This window comes from Azospirillum griseum, from assembly GCF_003966125.1.
Taxonomy (GTDB): domain Bacteria; phylum Pseudomonadota; class Alphaproteobacteria; order Azospirillales; family Azospirillaceae; genus Azospirillum; species Azospirillum griseum.
Window position 1 is genome coordinate 268,712 of sequence record NZ_RXMA01000003.1, and the last position, 24,162, is coordinate 292,873.

23 protein-coding genes and 1 pseudogene are annotated in these 24,162 nt (G+C 67.2%); 8 read left to right on the top strand and 16 right to left on the bottom strand.

What is annotated here, in order from left to right; all coding sequences use genetic code 11:
- Window positions 1–263: 263 nt before the first annotated feature.
- Both EJ903_RS27575 and EJ903_RS28140 read right to left on the bottom strand, forming a co-directional pair.
- Window positions 264–1,691, bottom strand: a complete 1,428-nt coding sequence (locus tag EJ903_RS27575) for an LPD7 domain-containing protein (RefSeq protein WP_246015215.1) — start codon at window positions 1,689–1,691, stop codon at window positions 264–266.
- A gap of 258 nt (window positions 1,692–1,949) precedes the next feature.
- Window positions 1,950–2,651: pseudogene (locus EJ903_RS28140) on the bottom strand (MobA/MobL family protein); the annotation flags it as partial.
- A gap of 149 nt (window positions 2,652–2,800) precedes the next feature.
- Here EJ903_RS28140 and EJ903_RS05660 point away from each other — a divergent pair.
- Both EJ903_RS05660 and EJ903_RS05665 read left to right on the top strand, forming a co-directional pair.
- Window positions 2,801–3,127, top strand: coding sequence for a hypothetical protein (locus EJ903_RS05660; RefSeq protein WP_126612951.1), 327 nt, complete (start codon window positions 2,801–2,803; stop codon window positions 3,125–3,127).
- On the top strand, window positions 3,120–3,470 hold the full coding sequence (locus EJ903_RS05665; RefSeq protein ID WP_126612953.1) for a hypothetical protein: 351 nt from the start codon (window positions 3,120–3,122) through the stop codon (window positions 3,468–3,470). Before EJ903_RS05660 ends, EJ903_RS05665 begins: the two co-directional genes overlap by 8 nt.
- 118 nt (window positions 3,471–3,588) lie before the next feature.
- Here EJ903_RS05665 and EJ903_RS05670 read toward each other — a convergent pair whose 3' ends face one another.
- The 5 genes from EJ903_RS05670 to EJ903_RS05690 form a co-directional block, all read right to left on the bottom strand.
- Complete coding sequence (locus EJ903_RS05670) at window positions 3,589–3,897, bottom strand: hypothetical protein (protein ID WP_126612955.1); 309 nt, start codon at window positions 3,895–3,897, stop codon at window positions 3,589–3,591.
- The gene (locus tag EJ903_RS05675; protein WP_126612957.1) at window positions 3,894–4,268 is read right to left on the bottom strand and encodes a hypothetical protein; all 375 of its coding nucleotides are present in this window, start codon (window positions 4,266–4,268) and stop codon (window positions 3,894–3,896) included. The genes EJ903_RS05670 and EJ903_RS05675 overlap by 4 nt, the downstream gene beginning before the upstream one ends.
- Window positions 4,265–4,600 (bottom strand): hypothetical protein, encoded by a 336-nt coding sequence (locus tag EJ903_RS05680; RefSeq protein ID WP_126612959.1) that lies wholly within the window; start codon window positions 4,598–4,600, stop codon window positions 4,265–4,267. The genes EJ903_RS05675 and EJ903_RS05680 overlap by 4 nt, the downstream gene beginning before the upstream one ends.
- Window positions 4,593–4,970 (bottom strand): hypothetical protein, encoded by a 378-nt coding sequence (locus tag EJ903_RS05685; protein WP_126612961.1) that lies wholly within the window; start codon window positions 4,968–4,970, stop codon window positions 4,593–4,595. Before EJ903_RS05685 ends, EJ903_RS05680 begins: the two co-directional genes overlap by 8 nt.
- A 1,326-nt stretch (window positions 4,971–6,296) precedes the next feature.
- Entirely contained in the window at window positions 6,297–6,566 is a 270-nt protein-coding gene (locus tag EJ903_RS05690) for a hypothetical protein (RefSeq protein WP_126612963.1), read from the bottom strand.
- A gap of 151 nt (window positions 6,567–6,717) precedes the next feature.
- Between EJ903_RS05690 and EJ903_RS05695 the strand changes: the two genes are divergently transcribed.
- From EJ903_RS05695 to EJ903_RS05705, 3 genes are all read left to right on the top strand, one after another.
- Window positions 6,718–7,512, top strand: a complete 795-nt coding sequence (locus EJ903_RS05695; protein WP_126612965.1) for an enoyl-CoA hydratase/isomerase family protein — start codon at window positions 6,718–6,720, stop codon at window positions 7,510–7,512.
- 45 nt (window positions 7,513–7,557) lie between these two features.
- Complete coding sequence (locus EJ903_RS05700; protein WP_126612967.1) at window positions 7,558–8,739, top strand: acetyl-CoA C-acyltransferase family protein; 1,182 nt, start codon at window positions 7,558–7,560, stop codon at window positions 8,737–8,739.
- Window positions 8,740–8,839: 100 nt separating this feature from the next.
- Window positions 8,840–9,403 (top strand): hypothetical protein, encoded by a 564-nt coding sequence (locus tag EJ903_RS05705; protein WP_126612969.1) that lies wholly within the window; start codon window positions 8,840–8,842, stop codon window positions 9,401–9,403.
- A gap of 20 nt (window positions 9,404–9,423) precedes the next feature.
- On the opposite strand, the gene EJ903_RS05710 is transcribed toward EJ903_RS05705, so the two are convergent.
- Together EJ903_RS05710 and EJ903_RS05715 are read right to left on the bottom strand one after the other, a co-directional pair.
- Window positions 9,424–10,038 carry a TetR/AcrR family transcriptional regulator gene (locus EJ903_RS05710; protein WP_126612971.1) on the bottom strand — a complete coding sequence of 205 codons (615 nt, stop codon included), beginning with the start codon at window positions 10,036–10,038 and terminating at the stop codon, window positions 9,424–9,426.
- A 143-nt stretch (window positions 10,039–10,181) separates the two neighbouring features.
- Window positions 10,182–11,876, bottom strand: a complete 1,695-nt coding sequence (locus tag EJ903_RS05715) for a methyl-accepting chemotaxis protein (RefSeq protein WP_246015219.1) — start codon at window positions 11,874–11,876, stop codon at window positions 10,182–10,184.
- A 368-nt stretch (window positions 11,877–12,244) separates the two neighbouring features.
- Here EJ903_RS05715 and EJ903_RS05720 point away from each other — a divergent pair, with 368 nt between their 5' ends.
- On the top strand, window positions 12,245–14,299 hold the full coding sequence (locus EJ903_RS05720; protein ID WP_126612973.1) for an NADPH-dependent 2,4-dienoyl-CoA reductase: 2,055 nt from the start codon (window positions 12,245–12,247) through the stop codon (window positions 14,297–14,299).
- Window positions 14,300–14,615: 316 nt separating this feature from the next.
- On the opposite strand, the gene EJ903_RS05725 is transcribed toward EJ903_RS05720, so the two are convergent.
- A complete protein-coding gene (locus EJ903_RS05725) occupies window positions 14,616–15,140 on the bottom strand; it encodes a septal ring lytic transglycosylase RlpA family protein (protein ID WP_210211382.1) in 525 nt (174 codons plus the stop codon).
- Between the two features lie 196 nt (window positions 15,141–15,336).
- Window positions 15,337–16,248: a LysR family transcriptional regulator gene (locus EJ903_RS05730; protein WP_126612975.1), complete on the bottom strand. Its 912-nt coding sequence runs from the start codon at window positions 16,246–16,248 to the stop codon at window positions 15,337–15,339.
- 141 nt (window positions 16,249–16,389) lie between these two features.
- Here EJ903_RS05730 and EJ903_RS05735 point away from each other — a divergent pair, with 141 nt between their 5' ends.
- Window positions 16,390–18,024, top strand: coding sequence for a GMC family oxidoreductase (locus EJ903_RS05735; protein WP_126612977.1), 1,635 nt, complete (start codon window positions 16,390–16,392; stop codon window positions 18,022–18,024).
- A gap of 13 nt (window positions 18,025–18,037) precedes the next feature.
- Here the strand turns inward: EJ903_RS05735 and EJ903_RS05740 are convergent, their stop codons facing one another.
- From EJ903_RS05740 to yddG, 3 genes are all read right to left on the bottom strand, one after another.
- Complete coding sequence (locus EJ903_RS05740; protein ID WP_126612979.1) at window positions 18,038–18,952, bottom strand: LysR family transcriptional regulator; 915 nt, start codon at window positions 18,950–18,952, stop codon at window positions 18,038–18,040.
- A 164-nt stretch (window positions 18,953–19,116) separates the two neighbouring features.
- Window positions 19,117–19,455: a hypothetical protein gene (locus EJ903_RS05745; protein WP_246015220.1), complete on the bottom strand. Its 339-nt coding sequence runs from the start codon at window positions 19,453–19,455 to the stop codon at window positions 19,117–19,119.
- Between the two features lie 94 nt (window positions 19,456–19,549).
- Window positions 19,550–20,494: an aromatic amino acid exporter YddG gene (yddG, locus tag EJ903_RS05750; RefSeq protein ID WP_126612981.1), complete on the bottom strand. Its 945-nt coding sequence runs from the start codon at window positions 20,492–20,494 to the stop codon at window positions 19,550–19,552.
- A gap of 230 nt (window positions 20,495–20,724) precedes the next feature.
- On the opposite strand from yddG, the gene EJ903_RS05755 reads away from it, so the two are divergent.
- A complete protein-coding gene (locus EJ903_RS05755; RefSeq protein ID WP_126612983.1) occupies window positions 20,725–21,498 on the top strand; it encodes an AraC family transcriptional regulator in 774 nt (257 codons plus the stop codon).
- Here the strand turns inward: EJ903_RS05755 and EJ903_RS05760 are convergent.
- Together EJ903_RS05760 and EJ903_RS05765 are read right to left on the bottom strand one after the other, a co-directional pair.
- Window positions 21,495–22,358 (bottom strand): arginase family protein, encoded by an 864-nt coding sequence (locus tag EJ903_RS05760; RefSeq protein WP_210211383.1) that lies wholly within the window; start codon window positions 22,356–22,358, stop codon window positions 21,495–21,497. The genes EJ903_RS05755 and EJ903_RS05760 overlap by 4 nt on opposite strands.
- Before the next feature lie 58 nt (window positions 22,359–22,416).
- Window positions 22,417–24,135: a tetratricopeptide repeat protein gene (locus tag EJ903_RS05765; protein ID WP_126612985.1), complete on the bottom strand. Its 1,719-nt coding sequence runs from the start codon at window positions 24,133–24,135 to the stop codon at window positions 22,417–22,419.
- Between the last annotated feature and the right edge of the window lie 27 nt (window positions 24,136–24,162).

Genomic DNA, 24,162 nt, shown 5'->3' on the forward strand with positions numbered 1-24,162 from the left:
TGCCAGCGAGTCCGTGTTATCCTATAAATAACCCTGTCATCGTAGTCATATCCGGTCATCGGCCCGCCTGCCAGCAAAGTTGATCGGACCACATAGAAAGCCCCGCCGGTTCATGTCGTGCGGGGTTTTCTTTTTGATGTGTCGTCTATTGTAGCCGACACCAGAATCGGGCGCGCCTTGACAATGGCGCCCATTTCGTCCAACATTTTGAAATCGGCGCATCGACGTCGCGATATCGATTTCGCTTTTGCCGCTATCGCCGCTCAAACTGGACGCGGAGCATCGATTCCAGCCGAATGCTCTTTGTCATCGTCTTCAATCTTTTCTGTGTGGGGTGGACGGCTGGCGGAGCGCGGGACCTCGGACAGCGATGAAAGGCCCGCAGCGTGGTCGTCAGCGACCATCGCCGCGACAGCCAAGGCGGACGTGAGTGCGTCGGCTTTGCCGGTCAGCGCGTCGGCAAATGCGCGGCGTGTTTCGCGTGGTGCCCTGTCAAGCGCCATCGTCAGCGCCCGCTCGGCTCGCACGGTATCCAGTGGATCGCCCGTTCGGTCACGCTCCGCCCTTTTTGCTGATAGAACCTCGTCGCCTAGGGTGCGGATGTCGGCGGCTGCCACCGGTGGGTGCGGGGACTCTTCTACCCGCGCAGCGTCTCGCTCAGCCCGCTCATGCTCGTCGCACATGCGGTCCCACGCCTGAGCAAGGGCCTGTGCGGCGCTGCGTCGCCGCAGGGCGGCAAGGTCGGTCGGATTGCCGGTCTCTGCCGCGTCGGCGCGCTCGTGCAGAATGTCGCTGACGATCAACCTTCGATCTGGCGGTGTCACGTCTAGGACGGATCGAAGCAACCGTGTGCCACCCCGCATCTGCCCGGCAGACAGGGCGTCGGCTGTCAAAACGTTATCGCAGGCCGCAAGCCAGCGCGCCGACGCTGCGGGCTGGTCTGCGAAGTAGGCGGTGATCTCCGCGCGCTCCGCCTCGCTCATCCGGGCGGAACAGAGCGACAGCCACTTATCCGTGTCGGCCCCACTCGTATGGGCCTCGCGCCCGGCGGCCAAAAACGTAGCCACAATAGGCGACGGCTGCATGGAAAAGGCGGCGACAGCAATCGCCGCCGGTGTTGGCGGGGACGCCTGGACGATGCCGAGTGCCGCGTCGGGTGCTGGTGTTGACGGTTCCGTCGCTTCCGCCTGCTGGGCGAGCCGTCGTCGCTCGTCATCGACAACGGCTCGAAGGTCGGCGTCAGTGACGGTCAGTCCCCGCCGCGTGGCCTGTCGTGCGGCTGCGATGCGGAACGGCTCGTCGCCGAAAAAGGAGAGCGCTGTCCACCCGCGCCCCTCGACGGCCATGTCGAGCATAGCCTCAATCGCGGCGGCTCGCTGGTCATCGGTCGGCGTGGTGTCGTGAGACCATGTGATCGCGCCGCCGCTGTCGTACAGCCGCCCCGCGTTGCTGGCGAGTTGGGCGTAGATACCATCCGGGTCGCTGTCGCGCCCGTATGTCCACATCGCCGTTGTGCTCATCAGCCAATTTCTGGGCATGGCGGCGGGACCATATGCCTGCGTCCACAGCCACGCCCGCAAATCGTCAGTCTGCTCGTGCGGGTGTTTCCGCTCGCGCTGCTCCGGCGAGCGGTGGGGCGGTCTGCCTCCGCGTCCTATGACGCGACCGCGCGGGATATATTTTTTGGTCATGGCTGGTGTCCCTTGCTGTGGTGGTTTTGATTGCGTTGGCGCTGGTGGTGCAGCAGGGGGCGGCGGGCGTTGACGACGCTCTGCGCGGCGCTGCTGCTCGCCTTCCAAGAGGGTAATGGCGATGCCAGCCCGGCGTTGCTCCTGTCGGGCGCGATGAAGAGCGCGGTGAATCTCGCCCCGCTCGGTGCGGATGCCGTGCCGTTCGAGCGCGGCGACGGTCGCACCCAGGTGGCGGGTCGGCGTCCGGTCAATGCCCTGGGCCGCAAGCGTGCGGTGATCCTGACGCGCGTCGATCCCGGCGGCTGCGAGACTGGCATTGATATACTCGGCCCACCGCGCGCGCAGAGCCGTCACGGCATCGGCTCCGTCCGCGATTCGTGAAACGGTTTTGGATGGGCCGTCCGGCGTCAGCAAGTGGTGTGTCATCAAAATGTGAGCGTGCCAATTCTTGCTTTCTCCCCTGCCGGGAAGTTCGTCAGCCTGCCCCCGACGTCGTGGCGGCGAGTGGATCGCGAAGTCGACGCCTACCTCCCCCTCGTCTGTAAGGCTGCGGGCGAAGCCGCGAACAAGCGCAAGACGCTGTTCGTCGGTGAATGCGGCGGGGAGGGCCACTTCAACTTCCGTGCAAAGCCGTCCGTTCTTCCGGGTCGTGGCCGTCTCGACCGTGCCCCAGAGCGCTTGTCGATCTGCGGCCCATTCGCAACCAGCCGGAACAATGATTTCGGCGTGAACGACACCACTACGAAAGCGGTAGTCGTGTACTTCTCCGGTACGTGGATTCTCAAGCCGTGCGCCAGATCGGTATGCAGCGGCGGCTACGGCGGATCGCCCAGCCGACCGACCGACCGCTTTGACCGAACAGTGATATTGCGCATCCCGTGTCGTCATGGCTTTTCCATTTTTCCCCTGCCGCCCAGTGGCAGGCCCTCGGAGAGCGCACGGAATTGCTTGCAATTCCATAAGTTGCGCCCTTCCGGGACTAGTCCTGCTGCAACCGCTCGACTGATGGCCGAAATTTTCCGGGTGCCCGGCTGCCGCTCTACTCCCGCGCCGAAACGCCCGCACATAGCCAGCATTTGAGGTCAGCAGCAGCGCAGGGGAGAGGCGACATGACGATTACGGAGTCATTTGTGGATGACTGGCTTGTGAGTCTGAGCGACGGCGACCTGGGGCAGCGTCGCCGTGCGGCTGAACAAAGACTCGCCCGGAGTCAGCAGGTGCTGGCCCGACTTAACATGGACCAACGAAAAATCGAGACGCGAAGGAAGATCGTTCTCGGTGCTGCTGTGCTTACTGCTGCTCGTGGTGACTCTGAGTTTCGTGACCGGCTCCACGCCGTGCTTAATGAAGCGGTGACAGCACCGCGCGACCGGGCGCTGCTCGGCCTCGCTCCGCTGCTGGCTGGGGCTGGTGACAACGGGGGTGCAAATGCGTGATCGCGAGCCGCTGGACACCTTCGGCTCCGACCCTCGCCCTGCTGGCCCGGAGTGTGCCCGCGTCACCGCCCGCCTCGGCGGCTGGCGCGGGTGGCAGAACACCACTGACGATATCGCGGTCGCCCGAGTGGCGACGGCGGAAGACGGCGATGATGCTGACCTTCGGCGCGTGCTGGCGAAAATCGAGCGAGAAATCGGTGATTTAGAAGGCTATGCGTGCCAGGACATGGCGCGGACGGGCGCGGTAGAGCCGTGGCGCAAGTCGCGCATTCGCGGACTACGTGCAAGATACCAGTATCTGACCGCGCTGGCGGCTGCCGGCTTGCCGCCACCGTCAGCCTGAGCGCGAAACGAAAAGGGCGGCCCAAGGCCGCCCCATTTCATGCACTGTTACCGCTGAGCGGTCCCGGATTCCGTTCTTTGCCGCCACTGCTGGCGCGCGGGTACGGAATGACCCGTTTTCACGCAGTAGCGAGACAGCAACGTATTGCCAATTCCAGCAATTCATCGTCCGTTTGGTAACGGTGGCCAGAGCCGCAGCACTCGGGGCATTCTTCCCATTCCCCGCTACGGCGACAACGGCGCTCACCTCCGTCGCAGTGTTGGCAATAGGAGCCGACGATAGCACCGTCTTGGTAATCGCTTTCCTGTTTTTCATTCATAGCAAATCTCATCAAGGCGAGAATTTTCCCGGCTTCTGTGAAATTGAGAACCTCAATTTCCTCGCCATCATCATTGCGAATAATACCGCGAAATTCGTAATCGCTCATGCTGCTCCTCCCTCGCTGTCGCCACTGCCCGACTGGGGCATTGGTCCCTCGTCGTCGAGGTCCAGATACCAGCGCCAGCGGGGTGACGACGCGTCCAGTAGCCCGCCGCCGAGGTCAAGATGGGGTGCCGCCAGAGCGTTGAGTGCGTGGTGTTCATTCGGCCATTTCAGTGACCGGAAGCCTGTGCCGAAGAGGTCTGCTGCGTCCTGAGTCGCCCGGACGACGCGCTTGCAGTAGACGGCAAATGCGTGCTCGTCATCCGTGTCGATGCCTGCGGCGAAAGCGTTGGCCCGCGCCTGCTGCACAGCCGCGTCCGTCGCTCGCTGGTGGGCCGCAGCCATGGCGAGAAAATCGTGTAGTGCATCTTTCATTGTGCTTCTCCAGTGGCGGTGCCATTGCTCGGCAGCGGGTCTGTGAAATACGCCTCAATACCCTGGCGGTCCCGGTACCACCGCAGCGGCGCGTAGGCGTTGCCGTCGATGACGTAGCCGGAATCCGCGCCAGTGATCGCACATTCGGCGCAAGCGAGCGCGCCGGGGCGGTGATCCTCGATACCGACCCGTCCGCCGCCGGTCCAGGTCCAGCCGGGGCCGTCACCGCCCTCAACGTAGAGGGTAAGCGGTGTGCCAAGCGGCACTCTGCTGCGAACGGTCGCGTCGAAGGGGTGCCATTCGCCCCAAATGCGGATCATTACGTCAGCCAAAATCGGCCTCCTCGTCTTCGTCGTCCTTGACGGTGGTGGCGGCGGTGTCCAGCCGCAGCAAGGCGGCGACCACGGCGCGGCGGTAGCCGCCAAATGTGCAGTTCAGCCGCTGCCACGCCAGCCCCGCGCTCATCTCATCGGCGAGGGCGGACAGGTCCACGGCATGCAGCAGAGCGCAGGCGACAGCGGTCTCCCCCGTCGACATAACGCCGATCTCGGCCTTGAGGCTGGCGTATCGCCTGGAGTCGCGGGCGTGACGCAGGAAACGGGCGGTGTAGTCGCCCCAGGTCGTTGAGCGGTCGCATGGTACGCCAAGGCGGCGGGCCACCTCTCCGCCAGGACCGCGCGCGAAATCGAGAAACGTCAGCATGAGCCACCCTCCACGGACGGAAGTGCGCGGGTTGCTACGCTCCGTAGGAGGTTGGGCACAGAGGCCGGGCCAACGACGCCATCCTCGATATCGAGTCTCACCCAGATTTCGCCCGATACCGAAGCGCCGAAGCGCGTCACGCTGTCTGCAAGCGACATTTGGTAAGTCTCCGACAGCGCGCGCCCATCGCTGCGCCGCCGCTCCCAGCCGTCGCGTCGGCAAGTCACAACCGCCAAGCCAGGGTTGCAATCCTCGATGGTACGAATGGCCGCACCAATCCGAGTTTCTCCTTCCAATCGCTCTACCCAACCCGGTATCTCGGCACTGCCAGGACGTCCCCACCAGTCCATACGAAATTCGTCCATTGTCTTGTTATCAGTCATTCGATACCTCCATGGCGTCGTTGGCAAAATCACCAACGAAGTCAAATATAACTCAGGAATAATGTTGCGAGTAATGCTAAAATTGCACGCGATTTCGTCCACTAAATACAGTCTTGCCGTAGCAAGACTCGTATCAATTACGAGGACGATCCGTTCTCGTAATTCATTTTATAGAAGACTTGTCTTCGTAATTCGAGTCTCGTCTTCGTAATGTACGAGTCTCCTTCTGCTGGCACTCGCCGTCCCCGCTTTCCAGTCCCGGCAAGCCGGAACCGAAGCGCAGCGAAGCATGTCCACAGGCCAGCCGCGCCCTCCACAGCGCTGGGGCTGGCCTGTGGACATGTGTGTAAGCGGGGGCGGCGTGGGCAGGAAGGCGCGTGCTGGTGCGGTCGTCCTCGCAAATCCGGACGCGTAAACGAGTTGACGGCATCCGGTCGCAGAAGTGCCCGCCGTCCTGCCAGACGGCGGGCAAGGCCGGTGCCCCTGGGGGCAGAGGCTTTTCCATCTGGGCGAGGGGAGGAGTCGCTTGGGCGTCGTCGTCGGGAGTCAGCGTGACCGGGCGTCGTCAACGGGGATGTAAACTAGTTGACGGCACCCAGGAAGTCGTGTGATACACGGATGTAGAACACGCGGTTTTGAACAACATATTGATCGGAAAGCCCCTGCTGGATCAACATGTTGTAGGTCATTTGGTTGTTCCTCCCCTTGGGGACGCCATTCTATATGAGCGCGTTGAAAGCGCTCAAGCGTTGCAAACAAAATCTACCCCGTCACATGGCTTGGTGAGAATGTCGGCTGGACCTTGGCCGACGGAACCGATTCGCCGAGTGTGCTTGTGGGCTGCTTCACAAAAGTCGGATCGCTTTTTAAGCGCCGCTCGCCGTTCCCACCGATCTTCAGCTGGTGATCGGGCGGCGGTGTCCTTGTCCGCTTTCCGCTTCGGTCAGGCCGCTGGCGACGATCCGGAGCACTCGTTCGGCCCGGTCATCCATTCCGTCGCCGACACGACCGCCGCTGCGGCCCGCCCTGCCGCATCCGCTGCCGCAGACACCCCGCCGATGTTGGCAGACACCTGCTGCGTGCTCGCCGCCGCTCCCAGAACGCTGCGGGAAATTTCCACCGTGGTCGTCGATTGCGGCTCCACCACTGCACCGACGGTGGTGGCGCTGGCCGTCTGGTATCCGGTGATCTGGACCGCGATGTCTTGGATCACTATGGAGTCCTTGCCCGCGATGGCCCACCACGCCCCATCCACGCGTTGACGACGACCGGACGGTTCGGTATTGTACTTTCAAGTAACATTCATTCCTGTCGGTAGGATTCGCCCGTCGCACCACCGTCCACAATCACAAGGTTTTCCCGCCATGAGCGACACCGACGCGCCGGTTCTGCTGTCCCGCGAAGGGGCGGTGGCGTGGATTCGTTTCAACCGCCCCGCCGTGCTCAACGCGCTGGACGAACCGACCGCCGCCGCCCTGCGCGCCGCGTGCCAGGCCGTGGCGGATGATGCCGGGGTGCGCTGTCTGGTGCTGGCCGGGAACGGTCGGGGCTTCATGGCCGGGGGCGATGTCGGGCGGTTCCACGACGATCCGGCGGCGGCTCCGGCGGTGGCCACCGCGATCATCGACCATCTGCACGCCGCCTTGCGCCTGCTGGACGGGTTGGCGATGCCGGTGCTGGCCGCCGTCCAGGGGCCGGTCGCCGGGGCGGGGATGAGTCTGGCCTGCGCCGCCGACCTCTGCATCGCCGCCGATGACGCGCTGTTCACCACCGCCTACGCCCGGTTGGGCACCTCGCCGGACGGGTCGGGAACCCACGCGCTGCCCCGTCTGGTCGGGATGCGCCGGGCGATGGAGCTGGCCTTGCTGTCGGAGCGGGTGAAGGCCGACGAGGCGTTGCGGCTGGGGCTGGTCAACCGTGTGGTTCCCGCCGCCGATCTGGTCCCGGAAACCCGTGCGCTGGCCGAACGTCTCGCCGCCGGACCGACGCGGGCCTTCGCCGCCACACGCCGCCTGCTGCGGCAAAGCTGGACCGCGACGCTGGACGAGCAGTTGGACGCCGAACGCGCCGCCTTCCAGGGCTGTGCGGCCACCGATGATTTCCGCGAGGGCGTCTCCGCCTTTCTGGGCAAGCGCGCCCCGGTTTTCCAGGGCCGCTGACGGCCCCGCAACGCACGAACCCCCAAGGGAAGGAACAGCCCAACCATGCAAACCGACATCGTTGTCGTCGGGGCGGCCCGCACCGCCATCGGTGCCTTTGGCGGCAGCTTGAAGGATGTGCCGCTGACCACGCTCGCCACCACGGCGGTCAAAGCGGCGTTGGAACGGTCGGGGGCGGCACCCGACCGCGTCGGCCATGTGGTGATGGGCAACGTCATCCCCACCGACACCAAGGACGCCTATCTCAGCCGGGTGGCGGCCATCGATTCCGGCCTGCCGCTGGACACCCCGGCCTTCAACGTCAACCGGCTGTGCGGGTCGGGCCTTCAGGCCATCGTGTCGGCGGCGCAATCCATCGCGCTGGGCGACGCCGAGATCGCCATCGGGGCCGGTGCCGAGTCGATGAGCCGTGGTCCCTACATCCTGCCGACGGCGCGCTGGGGCACCCGTCTGGGCGATGGCGGGCTGGTCGATTACATGAACGGCATCCTGCACGACCCCTGGCAAAAAATTCACATGGGCATAACGGCGGAGAACGTCGCCGCCCGCTACGGCATCGACCGCGCCACCCAGGACGCGTTGGCGCTGGAAAGCCAACGCCGGGCGGCCCACGCCATCGCCGAGGGCCGTTTCAAGGAGCAGATCGTTCCGGTGGAGATCGCCACCCGCAAGGGGGTGATCCGGTTCGACACCGACGAGCATGTGCGCGCCGACGCCACCGCCGAAGGGCTGGCGGCGATGAAGCCGGTGTTCAAAAAGGATGGCACGGTGACGGCGGGCAACGCGTCCGGCCTGAACGACGGGGCCGCCGCCCTGGTGCTGGCCGAAGCGGGGCGCGCCGCCGCGCTGGGGTTGACGCCCTTGGCCCGGCTGGTCGGCTACGCCCACGCCGGTGTCGAACCCGACCATATGGGCATCGGCCCGATTCCGGCGACCCGCAAGCTGCTGGCCCGCACCGGCCTGACCATCGCCGACCTCGACGTGATCGAATCGAACGAGGCGTTTGCCGCGCAGGCCTGCGCCGTCGCCCGCACGCTTGAGTTTGACCCGGCCAAGGTGAATCCAAACGGCTCCGGCATCTCGCTCGGCCACCCGGTGGGGGCGACCGGGGCGATCATCGCGGTCAAGGCGATCCACGAGCTGCACCGCGTCGGCGGCCGCTACGCCCTGGTGACGATGTGCATCGGCGGTGGCCAAGGCATCGCCGCGATCTTCGAACGGGTGTAACACGCCGCCACGGCACCCCGTCCGCGCGTGAAAGCGGTGAGCGGGCGGGGGCGCTGTGGTAGGGTGCGGCGTTTGCCACGCCGCGATCCGGGGAGCGCCGATGTCCGTCGAACCGCAGAACAGTTTGGAATTCCTGCGCTATGGCGCGTTGGGGGTGGCGGCGCTGGCGCTGCTGGCCGTGGCCGGGCTGTTGGTGAAAAGCCCGAAGCTGTCGGCGGAATCCAACAGATCGGCACGGCTGTTCATGCTGTTCGCCTTTGGGCTGGCGCTGTTTTCCGGTGCGGTGGAGCTGCTGGGGCGGATCTATCCCGGTGCCGCCAGTGTGGAAAAGGTGACGCTGCTGGAACAGAAGCTGGCCGAGGCGGAAAGCGCCAAGGGCCGCCTGGCCGCCGACCTCGCCGCCACCAAGGCGAAGCTGGATCAGGCGGAAGCGGCGATGCGCGCCACCGGGGATCTGGAGAACTTCAAGAAATCGGTGCTGATCTACGCCGATTCGATCAAGAGCCTGATCACGATCAAAGAGTGCCTGGACAGCTCTTCCGTGATCCCGGATGAAAACAATCGGAAACTGATCGTGTCTACGATCAAAAGCATGAATGTGGTCGTTGATAAACTTGCCACCGCTGCCGGAGTCCCTCCACCGGTCAAACCATCCTGCCTGTGAGCGCGCCCACGCCCGCGCCGTCACCCGCGCGGGCGCAGGCCGTTCAGCAGCAGATCCACCGAATGCCGGGCGATGGCGTCGGCGGTCTGCGGGCCGTCCGGCTGATACCAGCGGGCGACCCAGCTCAGGGCACCGGCCAGGGTGAAGGCGGCGATCTTCGGGTCGCAGGCGGCGATGGAGCCTTCGGCGATCCCGCGTTCGATCAGGCTGCGGAATTTCAGGTCGATCCGGCGTTTCAGCGCGCGCAGGGTGCGGCGGCTTTCCTCCGTCAACGGTTCCTCGCCCACGCGGATCACGCACATGCCAAACTCCATGGTGACAACGCCGACATAGGCGGTCATCACCGCCACCAGCTCGTCATAGGCGCTGCCGCCGTGGCCGATCACCTCGGACGAGGCGGACTCGAGCCGCTCCAGCCCGATCCGCACGCATTCGAACAGGATCTCTTCCTTGTTCTTGATGTAGTAGTAGAGCGTCGGCTTGGTGACGTTCAGCCGTCGGGCGATGTCGTCCAGCGATGTGTTGTAATAGCCGACATCGTTGAACGCGCGGGCTGCCGTCCGCAGGACGGCGATGCGCTTTTCTTCCCGTTCGCTGCGCCGATCGGTGGAGGATTTCCACGGCGAGTCCGACATGGTGCGTTGGCTCCTGTGCCTTGATCGCCCTTCCTTCCCACCTCGCTTTGCCGCTGTCCAGTCCTACCGCTGTCTTGTCTTCCCGCTGTGGCGTTCCCGATGCTCGCCCCCGGTGCGGAGCCGGGGGCGTCATGCGGCCCGTATCACCCGGCCCGCACGGTGCGCAGGAAGCCGCTGACCTCGTGGCGCAGGGTTCCGGCCTGTTGCGACAGGTGTTGGAAGGCGTCGAGCACCTCGCGCGCCACCTTGCCGCTCTGGTCGGCAGACGCGGTGACGCCGACGATGGAGGCCGAGACCTCGTTCGTGCTGCTGGCCGCCTGCTGGATGTTGCGGGCGATCTCGCGGGTGGCCGCCCCCTGCTCCTCCACCGCCGAGGCGATGGTCCCGGCGATCTGGTTGAGCTGGGTGATGACCTGGGCGACGCTGTTGATTTCGGTCACGGTTTCGCCGGTGGCCGACTGCACGCCCGACACCTGGGCGGCGATCTCCTCCGTCGCCTTAGCGGTCTGGCTGGCCAGTTGTTTGACTTCCTGCGCGACAACGGCGAAGCCCTTGCCCGCTTCACCGGCGCGCGCGGCTTCGATGGTGGCGTTGAGCGCCAGAAGATTGGTCTGGCTGGCGATGGAGTTGATGAGATCGACCACCGCGCCGATCCGTTCCACCGCCTGGGCCAGCCCGGCGATGCGGCTGTTGGCCCGCTCGGCCTGCTGTTCGGCCGACGCCGCCATGGCGCTGGATTTGGCGACCTGCGAGGAGATCTCGTTGATCGAGGCGGCCAACTCCTCCGACGCGGAGGCCACCGTCTGCACATTGACCGCCGTCTGTTCGGTGGCGGTGGACACCGCGTTCGCCAGCCGGTCGGTTTCGGCGGTGGCGTCGGTCATGGCGCGGGCCTGGCGCTCCATCGCCGTGGTTTTGTCGGCCACCGCCTGGATGACGCCACCGACGGTGCTTTCAAAGGTGGAGGCCAACCGCTCCATCGACTGCCGTTTTTCGGCGATGGTGCGCTGTTCGGTGGCGGCCTGTTCGGCTTCCAGCCGTTGCTTGGCGATGGCGTTGTCCTGGAAGACCTGGACCGCTCGGCCCATTTCGCCGATTTCGTCACCGCGCGCGGCTTCCGGGAAGGTCAGGTCGGACCGGCCGGCGGCAAGCGCCGCCATCTTGCCGCTCAACCCCCGCACGGCGGTGCTGATGCTCCATCCGGTCCAGGCGATGGCGGCCACCACCGGCAAGGCAAAGCAGACGACGACCAGCACCAGCCACAGGGCGTGGCGGCGGAACTCCGCCTCCAGATCATCCATATAGACGCCGGTGGCGATGAACATGTCCCACGGGGCGAAGCGTTTGACGAAGGACGCCTTGGGCGACGGTTCGGTCTGGCCCGCGCGCGGGAAGGAGTATTCGACCACGCCCTCGCCGCTGGCGGATTTGGCGACGTCCGCCATCTCCACCGCGAACAGCTTGCCGTTGCCATCCTTCACCTGCGCCATGGATTTGCCGATCAGGTCGGGCCGGGCCGGGTTGATGACGTTCATGATGTTCACGGTGTCGGCGACGATGACGTAGTCGCTCTTGTTCTCGCCATAGCGCATGGCGTTGACGGCAAAGCGCATCCGGTTCAGCGCCTCGTCGCGGGTCATCGCCCCTTTCTTGATTTCGGCGTCAAAGGCGCTGGCCATGCCGTGCACGGTTTCCACGATGGTGCGCAGGTTGGCGATGCGGTCGTTGTACATCTGGTGATAGCCCAACCACAAACCACCCCCGGCCACCGTCACGACGGCCAAGGCGGTCAACGCGACCAGCCCCATCAGTTTGGCTTTCAAAGACAGCGTGTTCATGGTCAGGCTTCCCGTGTGTTCAACCATTGTCCCATGGGTTAAGGCAAATTCCACGCCAACCGGAAAGCGGTCATTTTTGGTATTATTGTTACGCAAAGCGTGATGTTTCCGATGATTCGCAACGATCACCGCCGCTCTGGCGCGGAAACATCCGTGACCGGTGGAAACGCCGACGCAAATTGCACCGCAACACAGGGACGCGTCGCATTTTGCAAAGGCGGAGCGGTGGGGCCGATCCGGTCCGTCTGTATCCCTGTCATGGCGGAATGAAATTGACCTTTACGTAAACGTCATCTAGCCTTTGGATCACGGATGATCCGTGACCCCAGCGCCGAGAAGAGCGCCCCTGCCCGCCGGAGGAACCGCCCGTGAGCCAGCCCGCCGCCAGCCTCTACCCGCATTTGCTCGCCCCGCTCGACCTTGGGTTCACCGTGCTGAAAAACCGGGTGCTGATGGGGTCGATGCACACGGGGTTGGAGGATCGCCGCCGCGATTTTCCCAAGCTGGCCGCCTATTTCGCCGAACGGGCGCGCGGCGGGGTCGGGCTGATGGTGACGGGCGGTTTTGCCCCCAATGTGGAAGGCTGGCTGTCGCCCTTTGGCTCCACCCTGGCGCGGCACTCCACCGCGCAGGCCCACCGCGTCATCACCGACGCGGTGCACGCCGAAGGTGGCAAGATCGCCCTGCAAATCCTGCACGCCGGGCGCTACGCCCACAGCCCGCTGTCGGTGGCACCGTCGCGGATCAAATCGCCGATCACCCCCTTCACCCCGCGCGCGCTGACCAATTGGGGGGTGGAACGGCAGATCCGCGCCTTTGTCCGCTGCGCCACCCTGGCGCGCGAGGCGGGCTATGACGGGGTGGAGGTGATGGGGTCGGAGGGCTACCTCATCAACCAGTTCCTTGTCGCCCACACCAACCGGCGGACCGACCGCTGGGGCGGCAGCTATGAAAACCGCATGCGCTTCCCGGTGGAGATCGTGTCCCGCATGCGCGAGGCGGTCGGGCGCGACTTCATCATCATCTACCGCCTGTCGATGCTCGATCTCGTCCCCGATGGCAGCAGTTGGGAGGAGGTGGTGCAGCTGGCCAAGGCGGTGGAGGAGGCGGGGGCCACCATCATCAACACCGGCATCGGCTGGCACGAGGCGCGGGTCCCCACCATCGCCACCAGCGTGCCGCGCGGGGCCTTCGCCTGGGTGACGCAGAAGCTGAAAGGGCAGGTGTCGATCCCGCTCTGCACCACCAACCGCATCAACGCGCCGGACGTGGCCGACCGCATCCTGGCCGATGGCTGCGCCGACATGGTGTCGATGGCGCGGCCGCTGCTGGCCGACCCGGAGTTCGTCGCCAAGGCGGCGGCGGGCCTGCCGCAGGCGATCAACACCTGCATCGCCTGCAACCAGGCCTGTTTGGACCATGTCTTTTCGCGCAAGCTGGCGAGCTGTCTGGTCAACCCGCGCGCCTGCCACGAAACAGACCTGCCCAAGGCCGCCCCGGCGGCGCGGCGCAAGCGGATCGCCGTGGTCGGGGCCGGCCCTGCGGGGCTGAGCTGCTCCACCGAACTGGCCGCGCGCGGGCATGAGGTGCATCTGTTCGACGCGGCGGCGGAAATCGGCGGCCAGTTCAACATGGCCAAGCGGATTCCCGGCAAGGAGGAGTTTTACGAAACCCTGCGCTACTTCGCCCATCGGCTGAGCGAAACCGGGGTGAACCAGCGTTTGGGCCGCCGGGTGTCGGCGGATGATCTGGTGCGCGACGGCTTTGACGAGGTGGTGCTCGCCACCGGCGTCACCCCGCGCGACCCGAAGATTCCCGGCCAGTCGCACCCGATGGTGCTGAGCTACATCGACGTGCTGCGCGAGTCCAAGCCGGTGGGCCGCCGGGTGGCGGTGATCGGGGCGGGCGGCATCGGCTTCGACATGTGCGAATTTCTGGCGCAGGACGGGCCGTCGGCCAGCCAGGATCTGGATCTGTGGCGGCGGGAGTGGGGCGTGGGCGATCCCGAACAGGCGCGCGGCGGCGTCGCCGGTCTGCGCCCGCATGTGGTCCCGCCTCCGCGCCAGATCATCCTGTTGCAGCGCAAGCCGGGCAAGCCGGGGGCGGGTCTGGGCAAGACCACCGGCTGGATTCACCGGGCGCAGGTGAAGATGAAGGGGGTGGAAACCCTGTCGGGCGTGAATTACGAGCGCATCGACGACCAGGGCTTGACCGTCAGCTTCGGCGAAAAGCGCGAAAACCCCCGCCTGCTGGCGGTCGACTCCATCGTGCTGTGCACCGGCCAGGAGCCGTTGCGCGAGTTGAGCCACCCGCTGGAGGCGGCGGGGGTGCGCGTCCACCTGATCGGCGGGGCCGACGTGGCGGCTGAACTGGACGCCAAGCGCGCCATCGGCCAGGGGTTGCGGCTGGCGCTGGCGGTGTGACGCGCGCAGGACCCGATGGCCTGTGGTGTGTAGATGCCTCGAACACTGGCGGTGCGTGCACCACCGCTGAACGGTGAGCGCTGTCATGGGCATCATTTCGACACAACAGAGCTTCACCGTGCGGATCGGCGACCACGCCGCCGACTTGGCGTTCCTTCAATCCCTCTGCAAGACCATCAATCAGGACCAGGATGCCGACGAGTGAACGCCTCCCGGACGTGTTGCTCCCGGGTTGTGCGGCCTGAAACGTGGTCCACTCACAGGGGATGTTGCTCGGGCCGGGAGCCACAAGGTCGGCAGCCGACCACGCATCCGGTCAGTCCGCGTTTTCCGCGACCTGGACCACGCGTTCCACCCGGACCTCGGCGACGCCGCTCTGGATCAGGCCCAGCTTTTGCGCCGCGCGGCGGTTCACATCAATGATGCGCTTGCCGTGGAACGGGCCACGGTCATTCACCACGACGATCACCGATTTCCCGTTGCGCATGTTGGTGACGCGCAGCTTGGACCCGAACGGTGCGGTGCGATGGGCCGCCGTCAACGCCTTGTCGCTGGTCTTCTGGCCGCTGGCCGTCTTGCGGCCGTCCTTGTAGTCGTACCAAGACGCCTGACCGATCTGGCCGGTCGGCTTGTGTTTGGGTTTTGCACGATGCGGCTCTGCGGCGGACGCCGTCAGAGACAGGCCACCAAGCAGAATGGAAAGCGCCGCGATCCGCGCGACACGAGAAAAGACCGGCTTCCTGCTGTCGCCGTTTTGCGGCTCAGGGGATGGCCCGATGGCTGTTCCCGGCACGTCGGCCTCACATTGTTGTTCATCCAAAAACACCGGGTGTGCGGGCACGCCCCGGCGCTACGGTCAACACTGTTGGGCATTCGAGCGCCCGAGTCAACCTATTCGGAAAAAGCCCCCGGCATTGTTGCTGCGGCAGATACAATACCAAAGGGTTATGACCCGGGTGTAAAAGACTGATTTCGCGACGGAATTCCGGCCTCCCCCCGCCGGTTCGGAACCCCGAATTTTTGAGACGATTTTTCGGCTAATCCAGGCCGGTCCGTGGCCCGTCGCCCCAGACATCGGCCATCACCGCGCGGGCGGCGGCGATGGCGGATTCGCCCTGGCGCTCCTTCAGGCAGAGGAAGCCCAGGCAGGCGTCCACCGACACCGCGTCGGCCAGCGCCAGTCCGTCGGCGTGGGCGGCGCGCAGGGCCAGGCTGTCGCGCGCCAGCGACAAACCGATGCCCGAGCGCACGAGATCGAGCATGGAGGCTTCCAGATCGACCTGGGCGACGATCTGCGGGCGCACCCCCTCGCGGTCGAACACGCGGGCGGTCAGGCGGTGGTGCGCGGAGTCCGGCGGTGTGCCGATCCAGGGCAGGGCGGCCAGCTCGCGCCAGCCGCGCCCGCGCACCCGCTCCCCCCAGCCCGGCGGGGCGACGACGCGGTAGGTGAAGCCCGACAGCGCCATCACGGCGAAGCGGTCGGCGTGCTCCGGCAGGCCGGGGCTGCCCAGCGTGTAGCCGACGTCCAGCCGCCCATCGGCGATCGCGCGCGCCACCGTGCCGGACATGCCGTGCGACAGGTCGGTCGTCAGGCGCGGGTGGCGCTCCACCAGCCGTTTCAGGAAGGGGCCGAGGCGCAGGAACTCGGGATCGACGATGGTCCCGATCCGCAGCCGCCCGGCCACCGCGCCGGACAACCCGTCCGCCACCCCACGACACTCCGCCAGCGCGGCGAGCGCGCGTTCGGCGGCGGGCAGCAATTGGCGTCCGGCCTCCGTCAGCCGCATGCCGTGGGCGGTGCGGTCGAACAGGCTGTGGCCGACCTGCTCGTGCAGCTTCTTCAGTTGCAGGCTGAGCGCGGGTTGGCTGATGCACAGCCGTTCGGCCGCGCGGGTCAGGGTCCCGTCGCGGGCGATGGTGACGAAGGCGCGGAGAAGCTGGTGGTCCATGGGCGGCGAGTATGACCCAGCATTATAAGGAAATCCAATATCAGGTTTTGCGATAAATCATTGGATCATCCGCCCGGTCAGCAATCTAATGACCCCATCAAGACTCTGAACACCCATCAAACACGGCGGGGGACGCGTCCGATGAGCGAGCGGCAGGATTTCGGCACCTATGATTATGTCATCGTCGGCGGCGGCACGGCGGGGTGCGTGCTGGCGAACCGGCTGTCGCTGGATCCCGACGTGCGGGTGCTGCTGCTGGAGGCGGGCGGCAAGGATGATTGGGTGTGGCTGCACATCCCCGCCGGGTATCTCTTCTGCATCGGCAACCCGCGCACCGATTGGTGCTATCGGACCGAGGCCGAGCCGGGGCTGAACGGGCGCAGCATCCATTACGCGCGCGGCAAGGTGCTGGGCGGCTGCTCCTCCATCAACGGCATGATCGCCATGCGCGGGCAGGCCCGCGATTACGACGAATGGGCGGCGTTGACCGGCGATTCCCGCTGGGGCTGGGACGCGGTGCTGCCCGTCTTCAAGGCGACGGAGGATTACTGGCGCGGGGCCAGCGACCTGCACGGCGCGGGCGGGGAATGGCGGGTGGAGCGCCAGCGCCTGCGCTGGGACCTGCTCGACCGCTTCACCGAGGCCGCGCAGCAGGCGGGCATCCGGACCAGCGACGATTTCAACCGGGGGACCAACGCCGGGGTCGGCGCGTTCGAGGTCAACCAGCGCAGCGGCGTGCGGTGGAACGCGTCCAAGGCGTTTCTGCGCCCGGTGCTGTCGCGGCCCAACCTGACCGTCGTCGTCAACGCGGTGATCGACCGGCTGCTGATCGCCGAGGGGCGCGTCACCGGGGTGGAGTATGCGGTCAAGGGCCACCCGGCCCGCGCCATGGCGCGGCTGGAAACCGTGCTGTCGGCCGGGGCCATCGGCTCGCCCGCCATCCTGCAACGCTCCGGCGTCGGCCCGGCGGCGCATCTGGCCGAACTGGGCGTGCCGGTGGTGCTGGATTCCCCGGCGGTCGGCGGCAATTTGCAGGACCATCTGCAACTGCGCATGATCTTCAAGGTCGATGGGGTGACGACGCTGAACCAGCGGGCCAACAGCCTGTTCGGCAAGGCGATGATGGGGCTGGAATACGCGCTGTTCCGCAGCGGCCCGTTGAGCATGGCCCCCAGCCAGTTGGGGGCCTTCGTCACCTCCGGGCCGGAGGTGGAGACGCCGGATCTGGAATACCACGTCCAACCGCTCTCGCTCGACAAGTTCGGGGAGCCGCTGCACCGCTTCCCCGCCTTCACCGCCAGCGTCTGCGATCTGCGCCCGGCCTCGCGCGGGTGGACGCGCATCGTCTCGCGCGACCCGCTCGCCCCCCCGGCCATCGCCCCGCGCTATCTGACCGACCCCGCCGACCGGGCCAAGGCGGCCAAGGCGCTGGCGCTGACCCGGCGCATCGTGTCCCAACCGGCGCTGGCCCCCTTCAACCCGCGCGAGCATCTTCCCGGCCCGGCCTATCGCACCGAAGAGGAGTTGGCCAAGGCGGCGGGCGACATCGGCACGACGATCTTCCACCCCATCGGCACCTGCAAGATGGGGCGCGACGGCGACCCCACCGCCGTGACCGACACCGAATTGCGGTTCCGGGGCCTGCGCGGCCTGCGGGTGATCGACGCCTCGATCATGCCGACCATCACCTCGGGCAACACCAACACGCCGACGGTGATGATCGCCGAACGCGGGGCGGAGCTGATGCGGGCGGCGCGCAAGGCGGGGACGCTCTGAGCGGGGTGTGCGCCTATTTCCACGCCCCATCCACCGTCAGGTCGGCCAGCAACCCGCGCAGGATGGCGTGGGCGGCGCGGGCGGCGACCGGCATCGGCCGACCGGCGGCGTGGGCCAGCAGGATGGTCCGGTCGATCTGCGGGTCGGCGATGGGCAGGCCGGTCAAACGCCCGGCGGCGGCCCCATAGCGCGCCACCCGTTCCGACAGCACGGTGTACCCGCAGCCTTCGGCCACCAGCGCTTTGATCTGCTCCAGCGCGTCGATCTCCATGGCGACGTTGACGCTTCCGCGCGCCAGCAGGGCGGCGTGCTCCACCTCCTCCCGCACGCCGTGGGGGCGGCCGGGCAGGATCAGCGGCAGGGCCAGCGCCTCGGCAAAGGGGATGGCGGTGCGCCCGCGCAGCAGCGGGTCGGCGGCGGGGCCGACCAGATGAAGTTGTTCGCGGGCCACGAACTCCGTGTTCAGCCCGCCCATCTCCTTCGCCCCGAAAATCAGGGCAAGGTCGAGCTGGCCGGACAGCACCCATTCCAGCATGTGGCCGGACAGCCCCTCCACCACCCGCAGCCGGATCAGCGGGTGGGCGCGCCGCACCGCCAACGCCAGCGGTACCGTCAGCACCGGCCCCAGCGATGTCGGAATCCCAACGGTGGCCGGACCGGAGGGGGTGGATTCCACCGCCCGCACCTCGTCGCGCAGGCCGTCCATCGATTCGATCAGGGTCAGGGCGCGTTGGGCCAGCCGCCGCCCGCTTTCCGTCGGGACCACGCCGCGCGCCGTGCGCAGCACCAGTTGGCAGCCGAAATCCTCTTCCAGCCGCTTCAGATGCAGGCTGAGCGCCGGTTGCGCGACCCGCAGCGCTTCGGCCGCGCGCGAGATCGAGCCGTGTTCGACGATGCCCAGGAAATAGCGAAGCTGGCGCAGATCCATGGCGTCCGACCCTCCGCATGGCGATAATCCACCGCTATGAGGCGGGATGGACGCATCGCGTGTCAATATGGCGTTGAGGGGAATATGTGGGGAAAGCGCCCGCAAAAACGCCCGCCCCCGGGGCGTCCAGGGGCGGGCGTGCGATCACAACCGGCGAACCGGACTCAGTCGAAGCTGAAACCCTTGTCCAGCATGTAGATGTTCTTCACCTTGCACCAATCCACCTTGAACTGCTCGGCGTCGTAGCCGATCCAGCTCACCTTGAAGGGAACGACGCAATTGCCGTCGTTGCTGCCCCAATCCATTTCGGCGGCTTCACCGGGCTTCAGGGTGAAGTTGATCCAGTTCTTGCTCCAGGCACCGTTTTCATAGGTGCGGAAGCCGTTGATGACCGAATCCGTCGATTTGTTGTGCAGGTTGAACTTGTAGGTTTCGGCGGCCTGCGCGGTGGCGGACAAAGCGCCGAGCGCGGCGGCGATGCAGAACAGCGCGACTTTCTTCACGATCATGACCTATGGGTTAGGGTGATGGATCGCCCCATCCTGCCAAGATCATCACGAAACCGGAAGGGGGATCCGCGCCGTTCCGGTTCCCCAATCACCGCCGCGTCAGCAGGTCCTTGCTGGCCAGCAGCGACCCGCCGGCGATCAGCGCGCAGGCCACCCAGATGATCCCCTGGTTCGGGGCCAGACCGCAGGCGACCAGCAGCAGGGTGGACAGCAGCGGGGCCAGATAGGACAGCGCCCCCAGCGCCCGGATGTCGCCGTGGCGCACCCCGTGATCCCAGACGAAGAAGGCCGCCCCCACCGGCCCCAGCCCCAGCAGCAGCAGGGCGGCCCAGCCCAGCGCGTCGGCGGGCCACACGGTCTCCTCCATCCCCAGATGGCACAGGCCGGACAGGAGGGCGGTGACGAGGCAAAAGGCGCTCAACGCGTCGGTCGGGGCCTCGCCGATCTGGCCCAGGCGGCGGCGCAGCACCGAATAGCCCGCCCAGGTCAACGCGCTGGCCAGGGCGGCGGCGTAGCCAGGCAGATGCGCCGGGTCGATTCCCAACCACCCGGCCCCCTCCCCGCCGCCCGATCCGCCGCGCAGCACCAGCAGCACCGTTCCGGCCAACCCGGCCACCGCCCCGCCGACGTGCCAGGAGCGCAGCCGTTCCCCCGGCAGCAGGGCGGAGAACAGCACGATCAGCAGCGGCCACAGATAGTTGATGAGGTTGGCCTCCACCGGCGGGGCGGCGCGCAACGCCATGAAATAGAGGAAATGGAAGCCGAACAACCCACCCACCCCCAGCAGCCAGGCCGGAACCGACTGGCGGAAGTAGGACAGCGGGTTGCCGCCGCGCGCCGCCGTCCAGGCGCAGCCGACCAGAAAGGCCAGCAGGAAGGAGGTGGCGACCAGCTGGAAGGGCGGAACCCGCCCGGCCAGCGTGGCCAGCGGGGCCAGGGTGGACCACATCAGGATGGCGCTGGCCCCGATGGCGGTGGCGCGGGTGACGGAGGAGCGGGAGGCGGGGGAACGGGCGGCGGCGCTGGTGGTCATGGTCGGATCCGGTTGGGAACAGGGCGCAGAACGGCGCAAAACGGTGTGATCCTAACCGGATGGCGGCGGCCCGTCTTGTCCCGGACTCCGGGCCGTGTTGACCGAAACTCCGGCGCGGCGGTGCGTGGGCGTCTGTACCTGGACCCTGTCCCCGGCGTAGCATGGCGGCCCGTGATGCCCGAACCTGTGATGCCTGAACCCGTCCTGTCTGAATCAGGGAGTCCCCCCGCGTGGCGCAGCCCCCCCGCCTGACCGTCAGCACCCGCAGCTATGACGGGGTGGAGCGGCGGCACGCCCACGGCTTTCACCAAATCGTGTTGCCGGTGGCCGGGGCGTTGGAGATGACGGTGGAGGCCGCGCAGGGCCGGGTTGGCGACGGGCAGGGGGTGATCGTCACCACCGGCGCGCCGCACAGCTTTGCCGCGCGCGGCGACAACCGCTTTGTCGTGCTCGATCTGCCGCCGCACGCGCTGTTGCCCGACGCCGCGCTGCATCAGGCCGACGCCTTTTTCGCGGTGGACGCGGCGCTGGACGCGCTGGTCCGTTATCTGGCGAGCGAGGCGGCGAACGCGCCGCTGGACGATCCCACCGCCCACCACGCGGCGGCCCTCCTGCTGCGCGCGCTGGAACGCCGCCGCGCGCCGCACCCGGCGGGGCAGGGGGCGGAGCAGGGGGCCGACCCCATCGCGCGGGCGCACAATCTGATGCGCGACCGCTGCGCCGAACCGCTGACCGTCGCGGACCTGGCCGAGGCGGTCGGGCTGGCCCCCAGCCGCTTTCACGAGCTGTTCCGCGCCCGCACGGGAACCACCCCCGCCCGCGTCCTCAACGACCTCCGCCTCGACCGGGCGGAGGCGCTGTTGCGCAGCGGCGATCTGCCCCTGGTGGAGGTGGCGCAGGCCGTCGGTTTTTCCGACCAAAGCGCCCTGACCCGCTGCCTGAAACGCCGCCGGGGCGTGACTCCGGGGGCGTTGCGCGGCCTGTCGCGCGGTGGGGGGCGTTAAGCGGTGCCTGTGTTGGACGCCAACACCCGCAGCAATGGATCGAGCGCGGCCAGCAGCGGCGCGGTGTCGCCGGGGCGGCCGTCGGGCCATGCGTCTTCGAACTCGGCGATTTCCAGACCGATCAGGCGCTGGTCGGCCAGACCCTTGCAGGCGGCGTGCAGGTCGGCGAAGGGCAGGCCGTCGGCGACCTGATACTCGCTCGGCACCAGACCGGCGTCGAGGCTGTCGACGTCGAGATGGACATAGACCGGGCGACCGGCCACCGCCTCGGCCAGACGGGCGGGCAGGTCGGGGCCGACCGGCAGATGGCGCAGCGCGCCCGACGCGATCAACGCCTGTTCCGGCGGATCGAGGTCGCGCGCGGCCACCAGAACGACTCGGTCCAACGCCAGGCCCGCCCCCAGACCGCTGTCCCACAGGCCACAGGCGGCGCTGACCACCATCCCGCCGAGATAACCGACGTCGGCGGCACCGGGAGTGTTGACGTCGCCGTGGGCGTCGAACCAGACCACGCAGGCGTCCGGGTGGCGTTGGGCAACGACCGGCAGGGTGGCGAGCGCGGCGGCGCAGCGGCCCATCACCGTTGCGGTTGGGAAAGGATCGTTGAGCGCCAAGGCCAACGCGTCGGCCAACCCACGCAGGGCGGGGCGGGCGGCGGTCAGTTGCGCGCGCCACGCGCCGGGGATCGGCGGTTCCGGCGCGCCCACGGCGGCGACGCGCCGCCCCAGGCGGTGGGCCAACGCCGCCCCCAGCCGTTCGGCCCCGGCCATGGCGCGCGGGTTGCGGTCGGCGCTGCGGCCCCGGAACAGGGTCAGGCGAGGCGTTACCGGGGTTGTTTCGGAAGCGGTCGCGTTGGTCACGATCGTTTCGGATCCGTCAGGGCCGTTTCATCAAAGCCAGGGCATCATAAGCTGCTTCTCAGGGCTTCGCGCTGGCCGCGCGGGCGCTGTCGGGCAATCCCTTCTCCAGCTTGGCCTGGATGGAGGCTTTCTGCTCCTCCTCCTCGGCCAGACGCAGGGCGCGGGTCCATTGGAACCGCGCCTCGGTGCGGCGGCCCACCCGCCAATAGGCGTCGCCGAGATGATCGTTGATCGTCGGGTCGAGCGGCTTCAGTTCCACCGCGCGTTCCAGCTTTTCCACCGCCCCGGCGAAATCGCCCAGGCTGTAGAGCGCCCACCCCAGACTGTCCATGATGTAGCCATCGCGCGGTTGCAGGGCGACCGCACGCTCGACCATGCCCTTGGCGGTTTGCAGATTCTCGCCGCGTTCGATCCAACTGTAGCCGAGATGGTTCAGCAGGGTCGGTTCGTCAGGCTTCAGCGCCAGGGCGGCTTTCAGATCGGCCTCGGTGTCGGGCCAGCGCCCGGCCTTTTCATAGGCCATGGCGCGGGCGTAATAGAGCGGCCACATCCGTTCGGTCGGCTTGGCGGTGCGGCTGATCGCGGCGCTGTAGGCCTCGGCGGATTCGGGGTAACGCTTGGCCACCCGGTAGAGGTCGCCCAGCCGGATCAGCGCGTCGGTGCGCTCCGGGTGCTCCTGCGTCAGCGTTTTCAGGGTGGTAATGGCCTCGTCGGTGCGGTCGAGCCGGGCGAGGCTGTCGGTGGCGCGCAGGCGGGCCGACCAGCCGATGATCGGATTTTTGAACAGCTGTTCGTATTCGGCCAGCGCGTCGTCGTGATGGTCGCGCGCGGTCAGGATGTCGCCGATCATCAGGCGGGCGAGCGGCTGGTCGGCGCGCAGATGCAGCGCGATCCGCCCGAACAGCAGGGCGGTGTCGTGGATGTTCTCGTGATGCAGGGCGCTGGCGAGGTCGAACATGGCCTCGGCCAGCCCGTCGCGGGAATCGCGCACGGTGCGGGCCATGGTCGGACCGGCGCTCATTCCCTCGTTGGTGGCGTCGATCATCAGATCATCGGCGGTTCCGGCGCGGAAGGTGTCGTAGAGCTTGCGCGCGTCCGCCGTGCGCCCGGTGCGCTCCATGAAGTTGCCGACGATCTGCACCACCCGCAACGGCGCGGCACTCTCGGTCACGGCCCCATAGCGCAAGGCGGCCTGATCGGTGCGCCCGGCCAGATCCAGGATCAACCCGGCGTGCAGGTTGTAGAGCGCGGTGAAGCCCTCGATCTTCGACAGCGGGGTCAGGGCGTTCAGCGCGGCGTCGGTCTGGCCGCGCGCCTGGGCCAGCCACGCTTTCAGCAGCGGGCCGACGAATTTGCCCAGGCCATCCGCCGGGATGCGGGCGGCGTGGGCCTCGGCGTCGCTCAACCGCGCACTGGCCAGCCCATCGGCGGCGAGCAGGGCGAGCGCGATCATCGAATCCGGGTCCGACTGGACCACGCGCGCGCCCAGATCCAGGGCCACGTCCAACCGCCCCTCGCCCAGCTTCAGCAGGAAGGTGCGGCCCAGCAGCAGCGGATCGTCGGGGTCGGCGGCCAGCGCGCGGGCCATGTACAGGGCGGCGGCGGACCAATCATCCTGATGCTGGGCGAAGCGACCGGCCAGATAGCTGCCGACCGCCGGGTTGCGCGGCTGCGGGGCCTCCACCGCCGTGGCCAGACCGGGCGACAGCGCGCACAGCAGGCCGGTCAGCAGCAGCGTGGCCGAATTCAGACGCTTCCCGTTCCGCGTGCTCGTCATGCCTTGCCTCGTTCTGCGCGCCGTTGG